This is a genomic window from gamma proteobacterium symbiont of Scutellera amethystina, assembly GCF_059730845.1.
In genome coordinates this window covers 587,778-610,296 of the sequence record NZ_AP035935.1, presented here as the reverse complement: position 1 = coordinate 610,296, position 22,519 = coordinate 587,778, and the positions used below count along the sequence as shown (strand labels likewise).

Annotated in this window: 17 protein-coding genes; 8 read left to right on the top strand and 9 right to left on the bottom strand. The window is 57.1% G+C overall.

Annotation, left to right across the window (positions count from 1 at the left end; all coding sequences use genetic code 11):
- Window positions 1-237 precede the first annotated feature (237 nt).
- From ftsP to parC, 3 genes are all read right to left on the bottom strand, one after another.
- On the bottom strand, window positions 238-1,665 hold the full coding sequence (gene ftsP, locus AC6I79_RS02910) for a cell division protein FtsP (protein WP_031280127.1): 1,428 nt from the start codon (window positions 1,663-1,665) through the stop codon (window positions 238-240).
- 267 nt (window positions 1,666-1,932) lie between these two features.
- Complete coding sequence (locus AC6I79_RS02905; RefSeq protein WP_021509595.1) at window positions 1,933-2,670, bottom strand: 1-acylglycerol-3-phosphate O-acyltransferase; 738 nt, start codon at window positions 2,668-2,670, stop codon at window positions 1,933-1,935.
- 38 nt (window positions 2,671-2,708) lie between these two features.
- Entirely contained in the window at window positions 2,709-4,982 is a 2,274-nt protein-coding gene (parC, locus tag AC6I79_RS02900; RefSeq protein ID WP_498027547.1) for a DNA topoisomerase IV subunit A, read from the bottom strand.
- Between the two features lie 408 nt (window positions 4,983-5,390).
- On the opposite strand from parC, the gene AC6I79_RS02895 reads away from it, so the two are divergent.
- From AC6I79_RS02895 to AC6I79_RS02870, 6 genes are all read left to right on the top strand, one after another.
- Complete coding sequence (locus AC6I79_RS02895) at window positions 5,391-6,950, top strand: BglG family transcription antiterminator (RefSeq protein ID WP_159377954.1); 1,560 nt, start codon at window positions 5,391-5,393, stop codon at window positions 6,948-6,950.
- A 17-nt stretch (window positions 6,951-6,967) separates the two neighbouring features.
- Window positions 6,968-7,438, top strand: a complete 471-nt coding sequence (locus AC6I79_RS02890; RefSeq protein ID WP_058771379.1) for a PTS sugar transporter subunit IIA — start codon at window positions 6,968-6,970, stop codon at window positions 7,436-7,438.
- 23 nt (window positions 7,439-7,461) lie between these two features.
- Window positions 7,462-7,776, top strand: coding sequence for a PTS fructose transporter subunit IIB (locus tag AC6I79_RS02885; protein ID WP_058771378.1), 315 nt, complete (start codon window positions 7,462-7,464; stop codon window positions 7,774-7,776).
- An 11-nt stretch (window positions 7,777-7,787) separates the two neighbouring features.
- On the top strand, window positions 7,788-8,879 hold the full coding sequence (locus tag AC6I79_RS02880) for a PTS fructose transporter subunit IIC (RefSeq protein WP_132464297.1): 1,092 nt from the start codon (window positions 7,788-7,790) through the stop codon (window positions 8,877-8,879).
- Between the two features lie 9 nt (window positions 8,880-8,888).
- A complete protein-coding gene (locus AC6I79_RS02875) occupies window positions 8,889-9,740 on the top strand; it encodes a class II fructose-bisphosphate aldolase (RefSeq protein ID WP_058776532.1) in 852 nt (283 codons plus the stop codon).
- A gap of 103 nt (window positions 9,741-9,843) precedes the next feature.
- Entirely contained in the window at window positions 9,844-10,707 is an 864-nt protein-coding gene (locus tag AC6I79_RS02870) for a ketose-bisphosphate aldolase (protein WP_021509600.1), read from the top strand.
- A gap of 169 nt (window positions 10,708-10,876) precedes the next feature.
- Here the strand turns inward: AC6I79_RS02870 and AC6I79_RS02865 are convergent, their stop codons facing one another.
- Window positions 10,877-11,641, bottom strand: coding sequence for a transporter substrate-binding domain-containing protein (locus AC6I79_RS02865; RefSeq protein ID WP_159377955.1), 765 nt, complete (start codon window positions 11,639-11,641; stop codon window positions 10,877-10,879).
- 162 nt (window positions 11,642-11,803) lie between these two features.
- On the opposite strand from AC6I79_RS02865, the gene AC6I79_RS02860 reads away from it, so the two are divergent.
- Together AC6I79_RS02860 and AC6I79_RS02855 are read left to right on the top strand one after the other, a co-directional pair.
- Complete coding sequence (locus tag AC6I79_RS02860; protein ID WP_132464291.1) at window positions 11,804-12,385, top strand: NAD(P)H-dependent oxidoreductase; 582 nt, start codon at window positions 11,804-11,806, stop codon at window positions 12,383-12,385.
- A gap of 36 nt (window positions 12,386-12,421) precedes the next feature.
- Window positions 12,422-12,730 carry a putative quinol monooxygenase gene (locus AC6I79_RS02855; protein WP_058759782.1) on the top strand — a complete coding sequence of 103 codons (309 nt, stop codon included), beginning with the start codon at window positions 12,422-12,424 and terminating at the stop codon, window positions 12,728-12,730.
- 71 nt (window positions 12,731-12,801) lie between these two features.
- On the opposite strand, the gene AC6I79_RS02850 is transcribed toward AC6I79_RS02855, so the two are convergent.
- The 5 genes from AC6I79_RS02850 to parE all read right to left on the bottom strand — a co-directional run bounded on the left by AC6I79_RS02850 (window position 12,802) and on the right by parE (window position 22,510).
- Window positions 12,802-15,930 (bottom strand): Ig-like domain-containing protein, encoded by a 3,129-nt coding sequence (locus tag AC6I79_RS02850; protein ID WP_498027546.1) that lies wholly within the window; start codon window positions 15,928-15,930, stop codon window positions 12,802-12,804.
- Between the two features lie 205 nt (window positions 15,931-16,135).
- Window positions 16,136-17,014 carry an OmpA family protein gene (locus tag AC6I79_RS02845; RefSeq protein ID WP_498027545.1) on the bottom strand — a complete coding sequence of 293 codons (879 nt, stop codon included), beginning with the start codon at window positions 17,012-17,014 and terminating at the stop codon, window positions 16,136-16,138.
- A gap of 47 nt (window positions 17,015-17,061) precedes the next feature.
- Window positions 17,062-19,185, bottom strand: a complete 2,124-nt coding sequence (locus AC6I79_RS02840) for an Ig-like domain-containing protein (protein ID WP_215481563.1) — start codon at window positions 19,183-19,185, stop codon at window positions 17,062-17,064.
- A 258-nt stretch (window positions 19,186-19,443) separates the two neighbouring features.
- The gene (locus tag AC6I79_RS02835) at window positions 19,444-20,343 is read right to left on the bottom strand and encodes a LysR substrate-binding domain-containing protein (protein WP_058776526.1); all 900 of its coding nucleotides are present in this window, start codon (window positions 20,341-20,343) and stop codon (window positions 19,444-19,446) included.
- A 271-nt stretch (window positions 20,344-20,614) separates the two neighbouring features.
- A complete protein-coding gene (parE, locus tag AC6I79_RS02830; RefSeq protein WP_021509608.1) occupies window positions 20,615-22,510 on the bottom strand; it encodes a DNA topoisomerase IV subunit B in 1,896 nt (631 codons plus the stop codon).
- Window positions 22,511-22,519 lie beyond the last annotated feature (9 nt).

Sequence of the window (22,519 nt, the reverse complement as noted above, 5' to 3'; positions counted from 1 at the left end):
TCCGCGCGAATCTGAAGCGGTGTGCCAGTGGGTAATACTGTGCAACCAGGCACCCTCACCCCGGCCCTCTCCCGCGCGCGGGAGAGGGAGATGTCCGGGCAAGTCTGAAACAATGAAATGGCTTTAAAATCTTTTTAAACCAAAAGTTTAAGTGGGTCTCTCAATTTATAATTCGCTCAAAACGGTTCCCTCTCCCGCTGGCGGGAGAGGGTTAGGGTGAGGGAAAAGAAACGCACCTCACCCGACCGGATTCACCACCATCTGCCCTGCCGTGCCGCGGTCGGCGAGCTCCAGCGTCTGGCTGTAATAGACAAACGGGAAATGCTCTGACGAACTCTGCGGGAAACTCACCAGCAGCTCGACATCGCCATCCACCCAGACCGTATCTTTCCAGCCGCGATCCTCTCCCATCGACTGCGCGCCGTTGACGCTCTTAATCAGGAACATCACGCCCTGAATATGCAGCGACTGCGGACGGTCGGCGTGAATGATCCAGCGCTCAAAGGTGCCCTGCTGCACCGTCGTATCGATGCGATTCATGTCCCACAGCACACCGTTAATCCCCGGCGTACCGTCGCCGAGGCGAAATTCACGCGTGCGCACCGCCACGCCATCAAGAATCTGATCCGCCAGCAGGCGCATCGGCAGGTTGTCGGTCACCAGCGGCAGCAGGCCGGTTGGACGCAGCGTCAGCACCAGCGTATTGGTCAGGATCGATGACGGCTCAAACAGCCCGCGCAGACGATCCATAATGCCTGCCGCCGTGCCTGCGGTGATCGACACTTCATCGCCCTGCGACATGTCTACCAGCACTTCGCGACGTTCACCCGGCGCGAGCGACAGCGTCTGCACCGCTACCGGCGCGGGCAGGAAGCCCTGATCGCTGGCAATCACCGTAAACGGCCGGTTGTCGCTAAAGCTGAGATCGAAACGGCGCGCATTGGCCGCATTCAGCAGGCGCAAACGCACCCAGCCGCGCGACACTTCGACATACGGATTTTGCACGCCGTTAACCAGCAGCGTATCGCCGAGGAACCCGCCGTCCGACGGTGGGTTATAAACCGGCGTGGCAAAGTTATCGAGGCGCTTGTCCTGAATAATCAGCGGGAAATCATCGACGCCGTAATGCTTCGGCAGTGGCAGCGCTTTGCTGATGTCATCTTCGATCAGCCACATGCCTGCCAGGCCGTTATAGACGTGCGGTGCCATGCGATTCGGCGTGTTGGCGTGATACCACAACGTGGCTGCGCCCTGACGAATCGGCAGCACCGGTGCCCAGTCTACGCCGGCGGACATCATGCGCGGCGCACCGCCCATCAGCGCGCCCGGCACCTGCAAACCGCTGACGGTCATCGCCACCGGTTCATTGAGACGGTTGCTGTAGATCAGTTTGACATCATCGCCGCTGTAAACGCGCACCGTCGGGCCGAGATACAGGCCATTAATGCCCCATACCGGCACTTTGTTGCTGTTGCCGTTGAAGGACCAGTGGCTGCGCTGCAGCGTGAGGAACAGCGGCTGACCGCGGCGTGATTCGATCAGCGGCGGCACCGGCAAAGGCACATCGCCCAATGGCGCGGCGGCGCGGGCGGCGTAAGGCATAACGCTGGAAGCCAGCGCCATACCGGCAGAAAGCTGAATAAACTGACGTCTGCTGCAAGACATAAAACTTCAGACCTTTTGAGCGTGGCGTGAAGACGCCGTGTCCATGTTGTTATTTTTAATCGTGTTGTGAAGCGCCCGACAGGCGCGGCTGTGTGTCCGGGTCAGGTCAGTGCGCATCCGGGACGCGGTGCGCATGAATGCGCACCCTACAAACGGCGAGACCTGCTGCATATCAATGCGCACCCTACAAATGGCGGGATCCGCAACAAATCAATGCACCCGACAGATCGAGCCATGGCGCGCTGCGGGTGAGCCATTTTTTGCCGGCTAGATTTTACCGTTTTTTTCGCGTTCGGCGACTTCAGCGTTCAACTCTTCCAGCTTAGCAGACATTAATTCACGGCAGTGGGTCGCCAGCTTACGTACCGACGTGGTTTCAAACTGCGTGGTATCCACTGGCGGCAGCATTTCCACGATCACTAAGCCATTGTTCCAGCGATTCAGTTTGATTTTGCCGTGGGTGTTAGAGACCACCACCGGGATGATCGGCACGCCCGCCGCCACCGCCGCATGGAACGCGCCGGTCTTGAACGGCAGCAGACCGCGTCCGCGGCTGCGCGTCCCTTCCGGGAACATCCAGAAGGAAATTTTCTTCTTTTTAAATTGCGCCACCAGCTCGCCGATGGTGCCGTGCGCTTTGGCGCGGTTATCGCGGTCGATCAGCAGGTTACCGGTCAGCCAGTAGAGCTGGCCGAAGAACGGGATCCACAGCAGGCTTTTCTTGCCCACCGTGACCGTGGTCGGCTGCACGATATTGGCGGCGGTAATCATGTCGTAGTTGTTCTGATGGTTAGCGATGTAAATCGCGTTGCCGTAGCTTTCGGCATCCGCCGGTTTACGCAGTTCGACTTTGACGCCAAACACCGTCGACAGACGACCAAACATGTGACCAAAGGTCGCCACGTGGCGCGGATTACGCGGTGAAAACAGACACCAGATGCTGCCAAATATACAAACCAGAATCGAATAAATCACAACGATCAACGTGCGTAAAATTAGTAACATAGCTTCCTCAAATGTGGCAGTCCTTCGCCTTTTCAGTCTTACTCTTCGCTATTCGCGTCACTTTTTGGCCGCGCTGGCGCATTCACTTCCACGCTATCGATCCGCTGCAGTCCGCGCGATACGCTACCGCGACGGCCGCGCTCAGCACGCACTTTCTGCAGATCTTCATCACGCATGATCAGCTTACGCTTGCCGACATAGATAGTGATGGAACTGCCCGGCGGCAGAATCAGCAGCCACTGCAGCTTGTCCACGCCCGCGGCGGCGTCCGCCGACGGAATTGAGATAATCTTGTTGCCCTTGCCTTTCGACATCTGCGGCAGATCGGCCACCGGGAACATCAGCATCCGCCCCGCCTGGGTGATGGCCAGCAGCATGTCGTCGCCAGAGTGCACCGCCAGCGGCGTCATCACTTTGGCGTTTTCCGGCAGCGTCAGCAGCGCTTTACCAGCGCGGTTGCGCGACACCAGATCGGCAAAGGTACAGATGAAACCGTAGCCGGCATCGGAGGCCATCAGCAGCTTCTGATCGTCCGCTTCCATCAGCACCTGCTCAATCACCGCACCCGGCGGTGGCGTCAGCTTGCCGGTGAGCGGCTCGCCCTGCCCGCGTGCCGACGGCAGCGAGGTCGGATCCAGCGTATAGCTGCGGCCGGTGGAGTCGATAAACGCCACCGGCTGGTTGCTCTTGCCGCGCGCGGCGGCACGGTAGCTGTCGCCGGCTTTGTAGCTTAATCCTGCCGGATCGATATCGTGACCTTTGGCGCTGCGCACCCAGCCCATCTGCGACAGCACAATGGTGACCGGCTCAGCGCTCACCAGCTCGTTCTCGCTCAGCGCTTTCGCTTCTTCACGTTCGTGCAGCGGCGAGCGGCGATCGTCGCCGTAGGTCTGGCTATCGGCCAGCAGTTCTTTCTTCAGCAGGTTACTCATTTTGCGATCTGAGGCGAGGATCGCCTGCAGCTGATCGCGCTCTTTTTCCAGCTCGGCCTGTTCACCGCGAATCTTCATCTCTTCCAGTTTGGCGAGATGGCGCAGTTTCAGTTCCAGAATCGCTTCGGCCTGGGTTTCGCTGATGTCAAAGCGCGACATCAGCACCGGCTTCGGCTCATCCTCGCTGCGGATGATGTGAATCACCTCATCAATATTAAGAAACGCCACCAGCAAACCTTCGAGGATATGCAGACGACGCAGCACGCGTTCCAGACGATGATTGAGACGGCGTGTCACGGTATCGCGGCGGTACACCAGCCATTCCGAGAGGATCTCCAGCAGGTTTTTCACCGCCGGACGGTTATCCAGCCCGATCATGTTGAGGTTAACGCGGTAGCTCTTCTCCAGATCGGTGGTGGCAAACAGGTGGTTCATTACCTGATCGAGATCCACCCGGTTGGAGCGCGGCACAATCACCAGCCGCGTCGGGTTTTCGTGATCCGATTCATCGCGCAGATCCTCCACCATAGGCAGCTTTTTATTGCGCATCTGGCTGGCGATCTGCTCCAGCACGCGCGCGCCCGACACCTGGTGCGGCAGCGCGGTGATCACCACCTCGCCGTCCTCTTTTTTCCACACCGCACGCTGGCGGATCGAACCGCGGCCGTTCTGGTAGATCTTGCGGATCTCGTCGCGCGGCGTGATGATCTCGGCTTCGGTCGGGAAGTCCGGCCCCTGCACGATCTCCAGCAGCTCATCCAGCGTGATGTTGGGCTTGTCGATCAGGCGCACCGCGGCTTCGGCCACTTCGCGCAGGTTGTGCGGCGGAATATCGGTCGCCATACCCACGGCGATGCCGGTGGTGCCGTTGAGCAGGATGTTCGGCAGGCGCGCCGGCAGCATTTTCGGCTCCTGCAGCGTGCCGTCGAAGTTCGGGATGTAATCCACCGTGCCCTGCCCCAGTTCGCTGAGCAGCACTTCGGCATATTTCGACAGGCGCGATTCGGTGTAACGCATCGCCGCAAAGGATTTCGGATCGTCCGGCGCACCCCAGTTGCCCTGACCATCCACCAGCGGATAACGGTAGGAGAACGGCTGCGCCATCAGCACCATGGCTTCGTAGCAGGCGCTGTCGCCGTGCGGATGGTATTTACCCAGCACGTCACCCACGGTACGCGCCGATTTCTTGAATTTTGCGCTGGCGTTAAGCCCCAGCTCGGACATGGCATAAACAATGCGGCGCTGCACCGGCTTGAGACCGTCACCGATGTACGGCAGCGCACGGTCCATGATCACGTACATGGAGTAGTTCAGGTACGCGTTTTCAGTAAACTTGTGCAGGGCAAGACGCTCTGCGCCATCCTGTGTCATTTCACTCATTAAGCTGGCATCCTCACTTCGTGGCCCGCAACGGCGGGTCATCCGGCGGTCATTTGGCGAGGATAGTACCTTATTCGCGGGATTTAGTCACAGGGAAGCCGTTGAGGAGAGAAAGAATCTCCCGGCTTTAAATAACGTGACGCCGGTTGGAAAAATAAAAAGGATTGGGAGCATCATCACACTTATTTAGCACTTTATTGTGTGAGCAAACTCGCATTTAATTTCCTGTCATCGCGGTGTATTAATACTGTCCGCCTGACGGGACAACATTTAGTATTGTTGCTGCCGCCATCCTTTCCTAAATTCATACTCCATAAGACACACCTTTTTCGCGACGGCTTGCTGGCAATGAAATAAATGCCACAAGGAAAAATCCCATTAGGTTTTACCAAAATAAAGGGTGACCGAATGCAAATACTGACTTCGCGACAACACCGGTTAGTGAAATTGCTGTTGCAACAGGCGGCGCCGCAGCCGATTGGTCAGCTGGCGTTACAGCTCGGTGTCTCCGGAAAGACCATTCAGCGCGACCTGCAGTGGCTGGAGAGCTGGCTCAGCAACTGGGCGCTGACGCTGGAGAAAACCCCTGGCCGCGGTGTGCGGCTGCGGGTTGAGGATATGCAGCAGCGTTTGCAGCTGGAGCAGCAGCTGAACGGCGACGAGGCCGGCGACGCGCTCAGTCATAACAGCCGGCGGATAAAAATCGCCTCCCAGCTACTGAGCGATGCGCCGCGTGCCACATCAATCAGCAAGCTGTCCGAGCGCTACTTTATCAGCCACGCCTCGATTGTGAACGACCTGAAAGTAATCGAAGAGTGGCTGCAGCCGCTGGGATTAACGCTGCAGCGCGGCCCGGGCGGCACGCACATAGAGGGCCATGAGCAGGCGCTGCGTCAGGCGATGGTGTCGCTGATCAACGATGTGATGCAGCAACAGGTCACCGGTACGCCGCTGCTGCCGCGGCTCGATCCCGGCAGCCAGCAGGCGCTGGTGCACTATTTTGGCGAAGAGGATGTGGCCTTTGTGCAGACGCTGCTGCAACAGATGGAGCAGCAGCTGAGTTATCCGCTGGGCGATGCCTGGTATCTCAATCTGTGCACGCACATCCTGATCATGATGCACCGCATGGCGCAGGGCAACGCGCTGGCGCTGGACATTCTCACCACCGCGCACGATCTGGATCAGTCGATTCTCACCATTGCCCGGCAGATGGTGGCGCGCATTGAGCAGCGCATCGGCTGTGCATTGCCGGCCGATGAAGTCGGTTTTATTTATCAATATATCGTCTCCTCCGGCATTGTAGTGGAAGAGCGTGGCGATCAGGTGACGCTGCATAATCAATTTTCCACCGCCGAGTCGGTTAAAATAACCTGCGAATTAATTGATCGTTTCTCGGCGTTTATTCAGCAGGACTTATCTCAGGACCGTTTATTATTTGACGGTTTACTGGTGCACATAAAACCATTATTAAACCGGCTTAAATATCACATTCATATTCGCAATCCGCTGCTGGATGATATTAAACAGGAAATGAAAGAGATATTTTCTCTGACCCAGCAGGCAATGCAGCTGACCGCGCGCACCTTCGCTCTGTCGCCGGTGGCTGAGGATGAGATTGGTTATCTGTGCGTCCATTTCCAGGCGGCACTGGAGCGGCAGATCGCCCACAAACGCATCCTTGTGGTGTGCTCCAGCGGCGTGGGCACCTCGCACCTGCTAAAGAGCCGCATATTACGCGCCTTTCCGGACTGGGAAATTGCCGGCGTGGTGTCAGCCAGCAATCAGGCGGCGTTTTGTCAGCACCACGCGGTGGATTTGGTGATCACCACCATCCACCTCGACGCCGGTGCCATTCCGGCCGTGTATGTCAGCGCCTTTTTTAATGATGACGATATCCGGCGGGTCACTGACGCCATGATTGGCAGCCAGCTGCCCAACGGCACGCCCTGCGCGTTGGCCGCACACTGATTGAATGAGGAGCAACCATGGACATTTCCCGCATTCTGACGCCGCGCCGCGTTAACCTGGCGCTCAGCGCCACCAGTAAAGAAGAGGCGATCAACGAACTCACCGATCTGCTGGTGAGCGACGGCGCCATTAGCGATCGCGCCGCGTTTATTGCCGATGTCTGGCTGCGTGAAGCGGAAGGCTCGACCGGCTTCGAAAACCATATCGCGATTCCGCACGGCAAATCGTCGGCGGTCAGACAAACCACGCTCGCCATCGGCCGCACCCAGCAGGACATTCCGTGGGAAACGCTGGATGGCAGCCAGGTGCGCTGCATCATCCTGTTCGCCGTGCGGCTGGAAGATCAGAACACCACCCATATTCGCCTGTTGTCGCAGGTGGCCAGCGCGCTGGCCGATGATGAGGTGATAGCCCGACTGCTGGCGGAGAATGACCCCGGCAATATCATCCGGCTGTTTAGTCAGTACGCCGAAACCGACCTCTGTTAACACCCAACACCTTGAGGTGCCACATGAATATCGTCTGTGTAGCGGCCTGCACCGCAGGCATCGCGCATACCTACATTGCGCGCGAAAAACTGATTAAGGGGGCTCACGCGCTGGGCCACACCATCCACGTTGAAACCCAGGGCACCATCGGCACTGAAACGCCGCTGACGCGTGAGCAGATCGACGCCGCTGACGTGGTGATCCTTGCGGTTGACGTCAAGATCAACGGCGAAGAGCGCTTTCAGGGCAAACCCATCGTGCGAGTGAAAACCGAAGTGGTGATCAGGTCACCGGTGAAATTCCTCGAAAAAGTGGCGGATTCACTGGCGCGCGCCTGAGGAGATCGATCATGAGCGATCACAAACGTCAGTACGGCCAGGAGATCAAAGGCCATCTGCTCACCGGCATCTCATGGATGATCCCGCTGATCGTCGCCGCCGGCATCTGCATCGCGCTCGGCCAGGTGATTGGCGGGCCGGACGTCGGCAAGCAGACCGGCAGCATTGCGTGGATGCTGAACCAGATCGGCGGCTGGGGCATGGGGCTGATTGTGCCGCTGATCAGCGCCGCCATCGCCTACTCGATTGCCGATCGTCCCGGCTTTGCGCCCGGCCTGATCGTCGGCTTCATCTGCGGCCAGATCGGCACCGGCTTTATCGGCGGCATTCTGGGCGGTTTCCTCGTCGGCTACACCGTGCTGCTGCTGCGCCGGGTGATCAGGCTGCCGCAGTCGATGCAGGGGCTGATGCCGATCATGGTGCTGCCGCTGCTCAGCACCATCATCGCCGGGCTGCTGATGATGACCTTTATCGGCCAGCCGATCGTCTGGCTGCAAAAGACGCTGATTCATCTGCTGGATTCCATGCAGGGCGGCTCAAAGTTCGTGATGGGCGCCATCCTCGGCGCGATGGCTACCTTCGACTTTGGCGGGCCGATCAATAAGACCATGTCGCTGTTCGCCGACGGCATGCTGGTCGACGGCATTTACGGTCCGGAAGCGGTGAAGTTTGTCGGCTCCATCATTCCGCCGTTCGGCATCACCCTCTCTTATCTGCTGACGCGCCACAAATACACCAAAGCAGAGAAAGAGGCGCTGAAAGCCGCCTTCCCGATGGGCATCTGCATGATTACCGAAGGTGTGATTCCGATTGCGGCACGCGACCTGCTGCGCGTAGTGGCCAGCTGCGTGGTGGCCTCAGCGCTGGCCGGCGGACTGATTATGGTGTGGGGCGTGGAAGCGCCGGTGCCGCACGGTGGCATGTTCGTGGTGCCGCTGTTCACCAAACCGTGGCTGTTCTGCCTGGCGCTCGGCATTGGCACCGTGGTGTGCGGCGTGATGCTGTCGCTGATGAAAAAACCGGTCACGCAGCAGGATGAAGAGTTCGATGACGTGGAAGCACCCGGCGTCCGCGATGAAGAGATCAAATTCACTCTGGAATAAGGAGCCCGCATGTTTGCCATGATGAATGACCTGATTCAGGCCGCCTTCCAGCACAAGTACGCGGTGCTGGCGATCAACTGCTTCAACCTTGAAACCGCCCGCGCGGCGATTCAGGCGGCGGAACAGCAGCGCGCGCCGCTGATTCTCAACGTGTATCAGGGACACAGCGCGCATTTTCCGCCGGCGGTGGCGGCGCCGCTGGTACAGGCGCTGGCGGCTCAGGCTGCGGTGCCGGTGGCGCTGGCGCTTGACCACGGCAAAGCTTTTCCGCTGATTGGTCAGGCGTTTCGCGCCGGCTTTACCGGTCTGATGATTGACGCATCGGCCGAGCCGCTGGCGGACAATATTCGTCAGACCGCAGCGGTAGTGAAGATGGCGCATACCGCTGGCGTGTGCGTTGAAGGCGAGCTGGGGCATATCGCCGATGCGCCCACATACGAACTGGCCGATGCCGCCGTGAAGATGACGCGGGTGGAAGACGTACTGCCGTTTATTGAGCAGACCGGCATCGACCTGCTGGCGATTTCGGTCGGTACCGCGCACGGGCTTTATCCGCCAGGCGTAAAGCCGAAGATCGACTTCGAACGGCTGCAGCAGCTGCACGCGGTGACGACGCGGCCGCTGGCGCTGCACGGCGGCTCGGGCACCCCGGCGGAGGATATACGCCGCGTCAGCGCCTGTGGCGTCGCCAAGATCAACGTCGGCGCTGCGGTGTTCGACGCCGGTAAGCACGCGGTGCAGCAGGCGCTGCGCCAGCATCCGCAGGCCGAGCTGGCCGATGTGCTGGCGCTGATGGAGTCCGCCTGTCGCGAAGTGGTTATTGAATATCTGAGCTGGTCAGGGTCAGCAAACCGCTACTGACGGCGCGCCCGCCCGTATCGCGGCGCAATCACCACCTTTTTTTCCCTCATCGGGTCGGCGCGTGCGCCGGCTCTGGTAAAACTCACGCTAAGGAAATATAAACATGTTGATTTCAATGAAAGAGATGCTGGCCCCGACCCGTGAACATCGCTTCGCCATCGGCGCATTTAACGTCGCTGACAGCTGCTTTATCCGGGCCGTGGTGGAAGAAGCCGAAGCCACCAATACGCCCGCCATTATTTCTATCCATCCGAGCGAACTGGAATTTGTCACCGATGAATTTTTTGGCTACGTGCGCGAACGCACTCTGAAAAGCCGCGTGCCGTTTACCATTCACCTCGATCACGGCGCTTCAATTGCGCAGGTGCTGCGCGCTATTCAGTGCGGCTTTACCTCGGTGATGATTGACGGCTCGCTGCTGCCGTACGAAGAGAATGTGGCGCTGACCAAAGAGGTGGTGAAGCTGGCGCACGCGGTGGGTGTGTCGGTGGAAGGCGAACTCGGCACCATCGGCGATACCGGCACTACGGTGGAAGGCGGCGTGAGCAAGGTGATTTATACCGAACCGGCGCAGGCGGAAGATTTTGTGCAGCGCACCGGCGTCGATACGCTGGCGGTGGCGATTGGCACCGCGCACGGTATTTATCCCAAAGATATGAAACCCGAGCTGCAGATGCACATTCTGAAGGATATCTCCCAGCGCGTAGACATTCCGCTGGTGCTGCACGGCGGTTCGGCCAATCCGGACGCGGAGATCGCCGAGGCGGTGACGCTGGGCGTAGGCAAGATCAATATCTCCAGCGACATGAAGTTTGCCTATTTCGCCCGACTGCGCGAGATCCTCGCGCGGGAGAGCTGGTGGGATCCAAATGTGATTTATCCGGACGCCATCGCCGCCGCGAAAGCGGTGATTCGCTACAAGATGAATCTGTTTGGCGGGCTGGGTAAAGCCGGATTGTATCGTTGATTTCAAAACAATAAATAGGGCCGCTACGCAAGTGCAGGATGTCAGTTGCACATGCCGTAGCGGCTTTATTTATCGCGCGTATTCACCCGCCTCACTGCTGCTGATTGCGCAATAAATTGCGCCGCTACGGGACGGTAACGCCTGTCGTAATACCCTTTATCGCTAACGATTACTTCACTATGCCCAGCCACTGTCTGGCGATCTGCGCATATTCACCGGTGGCGGTGCTGAGGTGCAGCCACTGATCGACATACAGCTTCCAGCTCATATCATCACGCGGAATCATGTAAGCCTTCTCGCCATATTGCATCGGCTGTTGCGGATTGATGGCACACAGCGACGGATAGTGCTGCTGCTGGAACAGCGCTTCGGAAGCATCGGTAATCATTACGTCGGCTTTGTTATCCACCAGCTGCTGGAAAATGCCGGTGTTCTCCGCCAGCTGCAGGCTGGCCTGCGGCAGATGACTGTGCACAAACGCTTCGTTGGTGCCACCGGCCGGCTCGATTACCCGCACCTGCGGCTGGTTGATCTGCTCAACCGTCTGGTACTTCGCTTTATCCGCGCAGCGCACCAGCGGAATCTTGCCATCGACGCCCAGCGGCTGGGCGAACCAGGCAATCTGCTGGCGCTTAAGCGTCACGGAGACACCGCCCAGCGCGATATCACACTGTTTCGCCACGAAATCCTCGCTCAGGGTTTTCCACGTGGTTGGTACCCACTGCACCTTTGCGCCGAGGCTGGCGGCCAGCGACTGCGCCATGCTGATATCCAGCCCTTCATACTGGCCGTCGCTGCGCAAAAAGGTGTAAGGCTTGTAATCGCCGGTGGTGCAGACCTTCAGGATTTTGCTCTGGCGAACTTCATCAAGGTGGGATTGCGCCTGAGCCGCGCCGGCCATCAGAAGTAAAGCACTCAGTATCACAGTTTTCATGGTGTGTTCTTTTTAAGTGGATGTTGGTTTGCGTGCGGATTGTTGCATAAGTGACGGCATTATTGCTTTAAGAGCAAAAGTCTTGTGATCAATCACGCATTTTTTTGCCCCGCGCGCGCGCGTAGAGTGGGCGGCATCTATGAGAAGCGGAGCGAATTATCCATGAGCAAGATTTTGATTATCGACGGCGGCAAGACCTTTGCCCATTCCAAAGGCGAGCTGAACCATACTCTGACCGAAGTGGCGGCCAGCCAGCTGCGCGATCTGGGCCATGAGGTTCAGGTGACCGTTGCCGATAGCGACTACAACGTGGCGGAGGAAGTACAGAAATACCTCGACAGCGACGTGGTGATTTATCAGATGCCGGGCTGGTGGATGGGCGAGCCGTGGACGGTGAAAAAGTACATCGATGAGGTGTTTACTCAGGGCCACGGCGCACTGTACGCCAGCGATGGCCGTTCGCGCAGCGATGCCAGCAAAAAATACGGTTCCGGCGGCCTGATTCAGGGCAAAAAATACATGCTGTCGCTGACCTGGAACGCGCCGCTGGAAGCCTTTACCGATGCCGACCAGTTCTTCGAAGGTGTCGGCGTGGACGGCCTGTACCTGCACTTCCATAAAGCCAATCAGTTCCTCGGCATGGAAAGTCTGCCGACCTTTATCTGTAACGACGTGATTAAACAGCCGGACGTGCCGCGTGATATCGCACGTTATCGGACTCATCTCAGCCAGATCTTTGCTTAACTGTAAGCACACCGGGAAAAAACAGAAGGAAGCGTTATGTTAACTGTGGTTGCAGAAATTTGCGTTAAGCCGGGCCGCCGTCAGGAGGTGCTGGAGGCGATTAATAAACTGATCCCTGTCGTGCTGGAAGAAGAGGGTTGCCATCAGTACGATGCGCTGGTCGATCACCAGGCGCAGGTGCCGTGGAAGCAGAACTCGCCAGACTCGATCTTTATGCTCGAGCAGTGGGAATCGCTGCGCCATCTGGAGCAGCATCAGCAGATGCCGCACATGGATGCGCATCGCGCCACCATCAAAGATGACGTGGTAGACGTGAAAATTCTGGTGCTGGAACCGACCGCCTGATTTTTCCGCTGCGTGCATAAAAAAAGCCCCGGTTTTGCGACCGGGGCTTTTGTTTAGCGGCTAATCAATGATCAGTGCTGTTCGTTGTGCAGGTTCTGCACCAGCAGTTCCGCATCACCGTTGCTGTAGACGTTGTACTCGGTGCCGCCGACGGTGACGGTACCGGTCGCCTGCTGCCAGGAGCTGGCATCTTCACCGGCTGGCAGGATGTCTTCCAGCGTCAGCGCCTCGCCCTGTTTAGCGTTCACTACCAGCTGTGACTTGCCGTTGTCGATAAACAGTGAATCCTGACCCTGCGTCATGATGTCGTTCAGCGACATGCTCATCAGCCCTTCTACATCCGTGGCACCCGCAGCGAAGATCGAGTTGATCTCTGGCGGCGGCGGCGGGGTGACGTCGACGTTGGTCTTAACGGTATGGTCGATGACCAGTTCGTTGCCGGCTGCATCGCGAACCGTGACGTTAAAGGCATAATCGCCTTCTGCCAGTTTGTCTGACTCATAGCGCCACTCGCCGTTTTCTACCACGGTAGAACCGATCAGCTGGGTACGCGCTTCGTCGCCCCAAATCATCACGATAGTACCGTCTTCTGAGCCCTTACCTCTGAAGATCAGCGTGTCATCGTTGGTGTCCGGCCGTACAGGAATTTCAGTGCCGGTTTTATCCGCGAAGACGCCTTCAAAGTTAGCCTTGTCGCCGCCTTCTACTGGCACCGGCTTAGTGGTATCAACGTCAAAGTTAATCGCCGCCTCTTTATCGCCTTTCACACCGGACTGGCTCACTGGCTGTACTTCAACTTTATGGTTGCCCTCGCCCAGTTCTGGCAGCTCGTAGCTCCACTCGCCGTTTACGACGTCAACCACGATCGGCTCCAGATCGTCGATGTAGATGATGACCTGCGACAGATCCGGTGACGTGCCCTTCAGCGTTGGCTGTTTGTCATCGGTGACCGTGCCATTTTCGATCTCACCCTGGATAGGACCGACGTTATCCTCCAGTATGTACGAACCTTCCATTGAGCCAGGCTTTTTGGTGTCGATGATCAGATCGATAGGATCGGATGGCTGCGATTCGTTGCCGGCCGGATCGGTGATCTCGATGATAACCTGATAGTTACCGTCATCGATTGGGTTCTCAGGTTTCACTTCCCACTTGCCGTCTTCGCCCACGATACCGGTACCAATCACCACCGGATTACCTTTACCGTCATCAATGATGACTTCCACTTTGTCGCCCGGAGTGCCGCCGTCGCCGCCGAAACCTGGACGGTTGTCATCAATTGGCTTACCTGGTTCAACCGGACCGGTGTTCTCACCTTCGTTATCGACAATCGTTGGTGGTTTTGGCTGATCCGGTGGCGTAATATCGATAATCACGTTGATTGGATCTGAGGTCGGTGACTCTTTGCCGGTGGCCGGATCTTTAGCGATCAGTTCAATATCGTGTGAACCTTCCGCCAGCTCCGGCAATTCAATTTGCCACTTGCCATTCTCTACGACAGTTGAAGCTACCGGCTCAGTGCCGCCGTCAACAATTACATAGATGATGTCGCCGTCGTTGCCTTCACCGCGCAGGACTGGCGTGGTGTCGTTGGTGGAATCGCCTGGCTGCAGAACACGCTCTTCATCACCGTTGTTGGCGACCATCTCATCCACCACCGGTGCCGGCAGGATGTTGCTGTCGATAACCAGTTTGAACGGATCGGTTTTCTCAGAAACGGTGCCGCCTTTGCTGATGGAATCCACAACCAGCGAGTGCTCACCTTCACCCAGCTCAACGTCCAGTTTCCACTCACCGCGATTGTCCGCCTGGGTAGAACCGATCAGTTTGTCGCCGTCCCATACCCGCACAATCACGCCAGCATCTGCTTTACCCGACAGGGTTGGGGTTTTGTCATCGGTGATGTCACCTGACTTCAGCGGTCCGGTAACGCGGCCTTCGTCATCCAACACCTCACTCAGTGATGGCGTGCCAGGCACAGAGGTATCCAGCGTCAGCGCGAAGTTGTCAGAACGTGGGCTCTCAGCGCCGAAGCGGTCAGTGTAGCTGGCGCTAAACACGTGGGTGCCGTCGGTGGTCAGTTCCGGCGTGAAGCTCCAGCGGCCATCGGCACCGGCTTTTACGCTGCCAATCACATTGGAGCGAATATCGTAGATTTTTACCAGGCTGTCCGGCTGAGCAACACCGTACAGGGTTGGGGTTTTGTCATTGGTGTAGTTGCCTGGCGTCAGATAGGTATCCGCGCTGCCTTCATTATCAATCACGCGCATAATCTGCGGCGCTTCCGGTGCGGAGGTGTCGATATTGTAAATACGCGGAATTGATGGTCCCCAGTTGCCCGCACGGTCCAGATAACGAATACCCGCAACGTGCAAACCCTCTTTCAGCTCCGGCGAGTCAAACTGCCATTTGCCGCTGCCATCAGCACGGGTAGTGTAAACTGTTTCATCAATAACAATCTGTACTAATGCATTAGGTTCCGCGTTTCCACCGCTGAGCGTAATTACGTTTTTGTTGATGGTTCTGACCGGTTCACCCGCAGAATTAGCCGCATCCACGATGGCTGATTCTGCCGGCGTTACAGATACGGCTTCGTTCACCGCCTGAGTGACCACACCGTCAGCAATCGTCAGGTTGAAAGCATCAGAGATCGGGCTTTCATGACCAACTGTATCCTTCGCCATCACGGTCAGTTGGTGCTCGCCGTCTGCCAGCTCCGGCGTGATGCTCCATGCGCCCATTTTGTCTGCTACCACTGAACCGATCTCTTTACCGTTATCGTACAGGGTAACAATGGTGCCAGGCTCTGCCACACCAGACAGCGCCGGCGTTTTATCGCTGGTGGCTTCACCCGGCGTCAGGTAGTGATCTTCCGCCGCAGCGTCATCAATCACGCGCCAGATTTCCGGTTTTGCCGGAGGCGTCGTATCCATATCAAGAATGAAGATACGCGGTGGGCTCGGGTTAGTCGCTTTATCAATCGATACCAGCTGAATGACATGGGTGCCGTCTAACCAGCTGGTTTTCGGGTCGAATGACCATTTACCGTCCTCGCTGATATCAACCATGTGCACTTCACCATCGATTGTAATCTCCAGCTTTCCGCCGTTGGCACCTCTTACTTCTTTATCAATCCATTTATAAAACTGATCTTTGGTCGAGATAACGCTCGCGCTCTCTGCTGCTGTAATATTAGCCATGATGTGTATTCCTTTTGCGTTAAATAATGTTTCGGGATTTCCAGCCGAATACAGGCTTAATTTCGCTTCTTATGCCTGAAGACAATACGAGAAACGTCTTAATCGATTAAGTTATATGAACCATTAATAACTTTATCGAGGCACAACGCCTCACACCTCATCAATATGAGATGTGAGAATGCGTTGCTAAAGTAATTAAATCAGATCACTTATTTTCTACACTGATAATAACCCGGCGCTCGCTGGCATAGCATGCTTTCTGCTCCTGCAGGCTGCCTGAACAGTTAGTATCAACCTGAGACTCACCCATGCTCTGCGCGGTGATATTGGCCGCATTTATTCCCTGAGCAATCAGCAGTGCTTTCACCGCCTCAGCGCGACGCTGGCCCAGCGCCATATTGCTGCTGTCGCTGCCAATCGGATCGGTAAAGCCGGTGACGATGATGTGGCGTTGAGCAGCATTTTCCTTTTTCAGCATGCTGGCAAAACTGCTGAGTGCTTCGCGCCCCTGTGCGGAGATGTCGTTGCTGTTGGCGCTGCCGAAACGGAACAGCAGGTCAGATGAAAACGCATAGTTATCATAAGCTTCAGTCGTTCCTTCCTGACAGCGCTGCACCGACGATGCGCGCGACAGCAGATGAGCCTGACGTTTGGTGCTCAGTAATTCCTGCTGTGCCTGCTGCTGGCTGACCACCAGCGGACGACCGCTCTCATCGAGGTTAGCGCGAATGTAGTAGGTTTTACCGGCAGCCAGTTTATCAGTCCACGATTGCGCGCGTTTACCCTGATAATCTGGCGCGTCGTTGACATAACTGCCCAGCGAATGCGTTCCCGGCGCAACACAAAACACCGTATAGCCACCGGCCAGTAACGACGTATGGAATTCACCGTCGACATAAATATTCGCCGGTTTTTCCCCGGTTAATGAAGCCGGACGATAATAAACCACCCGCGCCTGCTCTGCCGATACCGGCGATAAACTACGCCATGCGGCACCAAATGAATTTTGCGCCTGGGTTGAAAAAGTCGTTAATACTGGCGTACACACCAGTGAAGCTAAAAGTAATTTTTTTGCAATTTTCATTTAAGTTTCACAGGTGCAAAAAATTGCACCTGTATGCTCCAGATAAATTAGAATTGTTCGATTTCGTTCTGTAAGAACAGCGCATCTGATTGGGAATTATTTTCAGCTATCACACCACTCTGGCTTTCCTGATTATTCCAGTCATTAAACGCATCGTTATTAAGCTGCAGTAATTCCGCATTAATCGGTTGCGGCTGATCGTCGGCCTCATTGAACAGCTCATGATTGTCCAGCGAAAGCAGAGCGGAAATATCAAGACCGGCCAGCTCAAGCGCATTAATCTCCGGCGGCGGCGGTGGAATGGTGTCGACTTCCACTTCATAAATGTCCGTTTTGCCGGTCACTTCGCCATCGCTGGAGAACACGCCGCGCAGTTGATAAACATCATCCGCCAGATCCGGCGTCGTCAGCTCCCATTTGCCGTCAGCCCCAATCGTGGTAGTGAAGCTGTAGCTGTTCTCGAGACCGACAATGTAGATGGTTACCAGTTCGCCCGGCACGCCTTTACCGGCCACAATGATGCTCGGATCGTTCATCGCGCCGCCGTTTTCGATTGGCGTACGCACGCCGGCGTCGTTGTTGTCTTTAAAGATATGCTCAATCATGCCAGAAACCGGAACGTCCGGATCGGGCAGGCCGTCGACAGGATCAGGATCGCCCGGCTCTTGCGTGTCGCCTTCAAACCCAATCGTGACCTTTTCTGAGGCCGGCGATTCGTTACCGGCCGGATCGCGCACCACGATTTCCAGCTCGTGCTCGCCCGGTTTCAGATTGTTTTCTGGCGTGAAGGTCCACTTGCCGTCTTCTACAATCACCGAACCAATTGGCTTGCCGTTGTCGATAATGACCACGATATCGCCATCTTCACCGGTACCTTCCAGCGTCGGACGCAGATCTTTTGTGGTGGAACCGTCTTCCAGCGGATTACCTTCGCTGTCTTTAATCACACCGATGCCCGGATTTTCCGGCGCCACGGTGTCCACATCAACGATGAACGGATCGGATGGCAGTGATTTGTTACCCACCTGATCGACCACCACGATGCTCAGCTCGTGTCGCCCATCCTGTAGCGCCGGAGCCGTAAAGGTCCAGTTACCCTCGGCGTCCACCTTTGCGGTGCCCAGCTTCACGCCATCGTTCCAGATTTCTACCGTCGAGCCCGCTTCAGCTTTACCGGTCAGCGTTGGCGTATTGTCTTTCGTCACGCCGCCTTTTTCGATCAGCACCGGCGGATCCTGCATATCGTCCATCACGCTGCCAATAGTGCCTTTGGCTGGCGCCGTCAGATCGATGATGAATTCCCACGGATCGCTCTCTTCACCCACCACGCCATCGGCGTTACGCTCGGCGGTAACGATGCTGTGATTGCCTGCAGCCAGCGGTTTTTCCGGCGTAAAGGTCCAGTTACCCTCGTCATCCACCAGCACTTCACCCAGCAGCGTCTCACCATCCCATATTTCAATGGTATTGCCCGGCGTACCGGTGCCGTTGAAGGTAGGCATGGTGTCGTCGGTGCGGCCGCCGTTTGCTACCGAACCGGTTACGTCGCCGATATCATCAATCACATCGCTGATGGTGGGCTTGCTGATATCGCCGCCGCCGCTGCCACCGCCGCCTTCACCTTTGCCGCTGTGGCTGCCGTCGTTATTGTCGTAGTGGTGTTTCGCCGCGACATAGCCGAGGCCTGCCGCTGCCGCGATAGCCGCCAGGCCACCCAGTGCAATCAGCGCCGGCGACCATTCAAAGCCGCTGGCCAGTGCGTAGCCGGAATTATCATCAACGCTGCCTTCACCCAGCGCCAGCGCTGTGGTTTCGCCGTCGGCCAGCGCGGCCGCTTCGTGGTCGGCATTACCGTCCGTCGCGACGTAAGCGTGCATTTCGCCGTCTTCCGCTTTACCCACTAAGGTGCCGGATTTAGCGAAGAAATCTTCGATAATCAGATCCGGCTTGCTGGCGTCTGAGCCTTCCAGCATCACCAGCAGGTTTTTCCCTGCGCGTTTAACGGTGATGTTTTCAGGCGCGGTGCCGTCCTGGTTCTGCGTCAGCAGATATTTACCGTTGGTAATTGCCTGAATCTTCACTGCTTTGCCGTCTTTACCGGCGCGCAGCACTTCCGCTTTGGTTATGGTTTTCTTATCGATAACCGCCACACTTACGGGTGAAACGTTCATGATTCTTCCTTCCGTCGATTAATTTTGACTGCGCGTTTGCAGGCAAGCGCCGCAATCTCCCTGGCTCTGCCCACGGGTGGGCTCAAAGTTGCGACATAATCCGGAAAGAGATAAATCCGAGACATAAGAAATGTCCCGTTAGGAAAAAATTCTTAAATGGGCGGCCGAAAGATAGCTAAATCATTAACCGATTGAATTAAAGCGTTTTTATCGATGAGGGCAGAACATAACAGGAAAGGTTATTCAAACAGAACAGGACTATAACAGATGATTTTCCTGAATTTTTTCCCGTAAAAAATCCAGAAAACAGGTGATGCGGGAACTGAGCGACTGGTTGCGATAGTACACCGCGTGAATCGGCAGGCGCAGTTCGCGCGTGTCATTTTCCAGCACCTGCACCAGCCGGCCGCTGGCGCGATCCTCGCGGCTGACAAAGTCCGATAGCCGCACAATGCCCTGGCCGGCAAGCGCCAGCTGGCGCAGGGTTTCGCCGCTCGATGCGCACAGCGTGGGTTTGATGCGCAAAAACTCGCCTTCACGCTGCCATACCGGCCAGACATTGTGCGCGTCCAGCTGGCTGAATCCCAGCAGCTGGTGTGTCAGCAGATCTTCCACGCTCTGTGGCGCGCCGGCTTTTTCCAGATAGGCCGGACTGGCCAGCAGGCGAATCGCGCTGCTGCCCAGCACGCGCGCGCGCAGCGTGGAGTCGCGCAGTTCACCAATGCGAATAGCGATATCGGTTTGCTGCTCAAGCAGGTCGATGACAATGTCATCGGTGTTCAGCTCCAGCTGAATTTGCGGATAGCGCGCGCAAAATTCGGCAACCAGCGGCACGATAACATGCAGGGTAAATGGCGTATTGGCGTTGACGCGCAGCCGTCCGGAGGGAATGTCGCGCCGCTGCGCGATATGCTCTTCGGCCTGCTCCACCGACGCGAGGATTTGCCGCGCGTGATCGAGAAAAATCAGCCCCTCTTCGGTCAGCGCCAGGCGACGCGTGGTGCGGTGCAGCAACGTGGTTTGCAGTTTGCTTTCGAGGCGGCTCAGCGCCCGGCTGATGCCGGAGCTGGTTTGATCCAGCTGTTCCGCTGCGGCGGTAATCGAACCGGTATCCACCACCGCGACCCAGGCGCGTAACTCTTCCAGTGTGATTTTCACTCTTCCTACCTCAGCGCATTGCTACTTCGAGACCGGTCTTAGCCTCGTTCTCACGGCTGCTGAGGTAGATTGCTCCACGTTCAGCAGCGGCAGGATACCACAATGCAGCAAAACGCAGGGATTATCGCTGACCCGGGTCAGCAGGCGGCCTTGTTGTGCCGCGCACACGCGGTTTTTATTAACGGACATGCGGCGATGGGACAGATCGGGACGGGCAGCGATAGCGCGTGTTGCCGGCATAAAAAAGGGACGCCGCAGCGTCCCGTTTGCATCACACTTCGAGGTCGGCGAGGTCGCCTTTTTCCTGCAGCCAGTTGCGGCGGTCTTCCGAGCGTTTCTTCGCCAGCAGCATGTCCATCATCCGTAACGTCTGCTCGACGTCTTCTTCGTCGACCGTCAGTTGCACCAGACGACGGGTGTTGGGATCGAGCGTGGTTTCGCGCAGCTGCAGCGGGTTCATCTCACCCAGACCTTTAAAGCGCTGCACGTTCGGCTTGCCTTTTTTCCGCTTCAGCTGCTCCAGCACGCCCTCTTTTTCGTCTTCATCAAGCGCGTAATACACCTCTTTACCGAGGTCGATGCGGTACAGCGGCGGCATCGCCACATAGACGTGGCCCTGCTGTACCAGCGAGCGGAAATGCCTCACAAACAGCGCGCACAGCAGTGTGGCAATGTGCAGGCCGTCGGAGTCGGCATCCGCGAGGATACAGATTTTGCCGTAGCGCAGCTGGCTGAGATCTTCGCTGTCCGGATCGATACCGATCGCCACCGAAATATCATGCACTTCCTGCGACGCCAGCACTTCATCCGACGACACTTCCCAGGTGTTGAGGATCTTGCCTTTCAGCGGCATGATCGCCTGATATTCGCGGTCGCGCGCCTGCTTGGCGGAGCCGCCCGCAGAATCCCCTTCCACCAGGAACAGTTCGGTTTTATTCAGATCCTGCGCGGTACAGTCGGCCAGCTTGCCCGGCAGCGCCGGTCCGCTGGTCAGCTTTTTACGCACCACCTTTTTCGCCGCGCGCATACGACGCTGTGCGCTGGAGATCGCCAGCTCGGCCAGCATTTCGGCAGCCTGCACGTTCTGGTTGAGCCACAGGCTGAAGGCATCTTTCACTACCGCCGAGACAAACGCCGCGCACTGGCGTGAGGAGAGACGCTCTTTGGTCTGTCCGGCAAACTGCGGATCCTGCATTTTGACCGACAGCACATAGGCGCAGCGATCCCAGATATCCTCCGCCGACAGCTTCACGCCGCGCGGCAGAATATTGCGGTATTCACAGAATTCGCGCATCGCGTCGAGCAAGCCCTGACGCAGGCCGTTAACGTGCGTTCCGCCCTGCATGGTTGGGATCAGGTTGACGTAGCTTTCGGTCAGCAGCTCGCCGCCCTCCGGCAGCCACAGCAGCGCCCAGTCGACCGCCTCCACATCACCGGCAAAGCTGCCGACAAACGGTTTTTCTGGCAGCGTTGGCAGGCCGTTCACCGCTTCGCTCAGGTAATCCGTCAGACCATCCTGATACAGCCAGGTTTGCTCGGTATCGTTCACCTTGTCTTTAAAGACAATTTCGACGCCCGGGCACAGCACCGCTTTGGCTTTCAGCAGGTGCTTGAGGCGGGAGACCGAGAAGCGTGGGCTGTCGAAGAAGCTTTCGTCTGGCCAGAAGTGAACGCTGGTGCCGGTGTTACGTTTGCCTACCGTACCAATCACCGCCAGATCCTGCACTTTATCGCCGTTTTCGAAGGCGATCTGGTAAATCTCACCGTTGCGGCGCACCGTGACTTCCACACGCTTCGACAGGGCGTTCACTACCGAAATCCCCACGCCGTGCAGACCGCCGGAGAACTGGTAGTTTTTGTTGGAGAATTTACCGCCGGCGTGCAGGCGACAGAGAATCAGTTCGACCGCTGGCACGCCCTCTTCCGGGTGGATATCGACGGGCATACCACGGCCATCATCGATCACTTCCAGCGACTGATCGGCGTGCAGGATGACTTCCACGCGTTTGGCGTGACCGGCCAGCGCCTCATCGACGCTGTTATCGATCACTTCCTGGCCCAGATGGTTAGGGCGTGTGGTATCGGTGTACATGCCCGGACGGCGACGTACCGGTTCGAGGCCGGTTAAAACCTCAATGGCGTCAGCATTATAGCTAGATTGGCTCATCGTAACAGT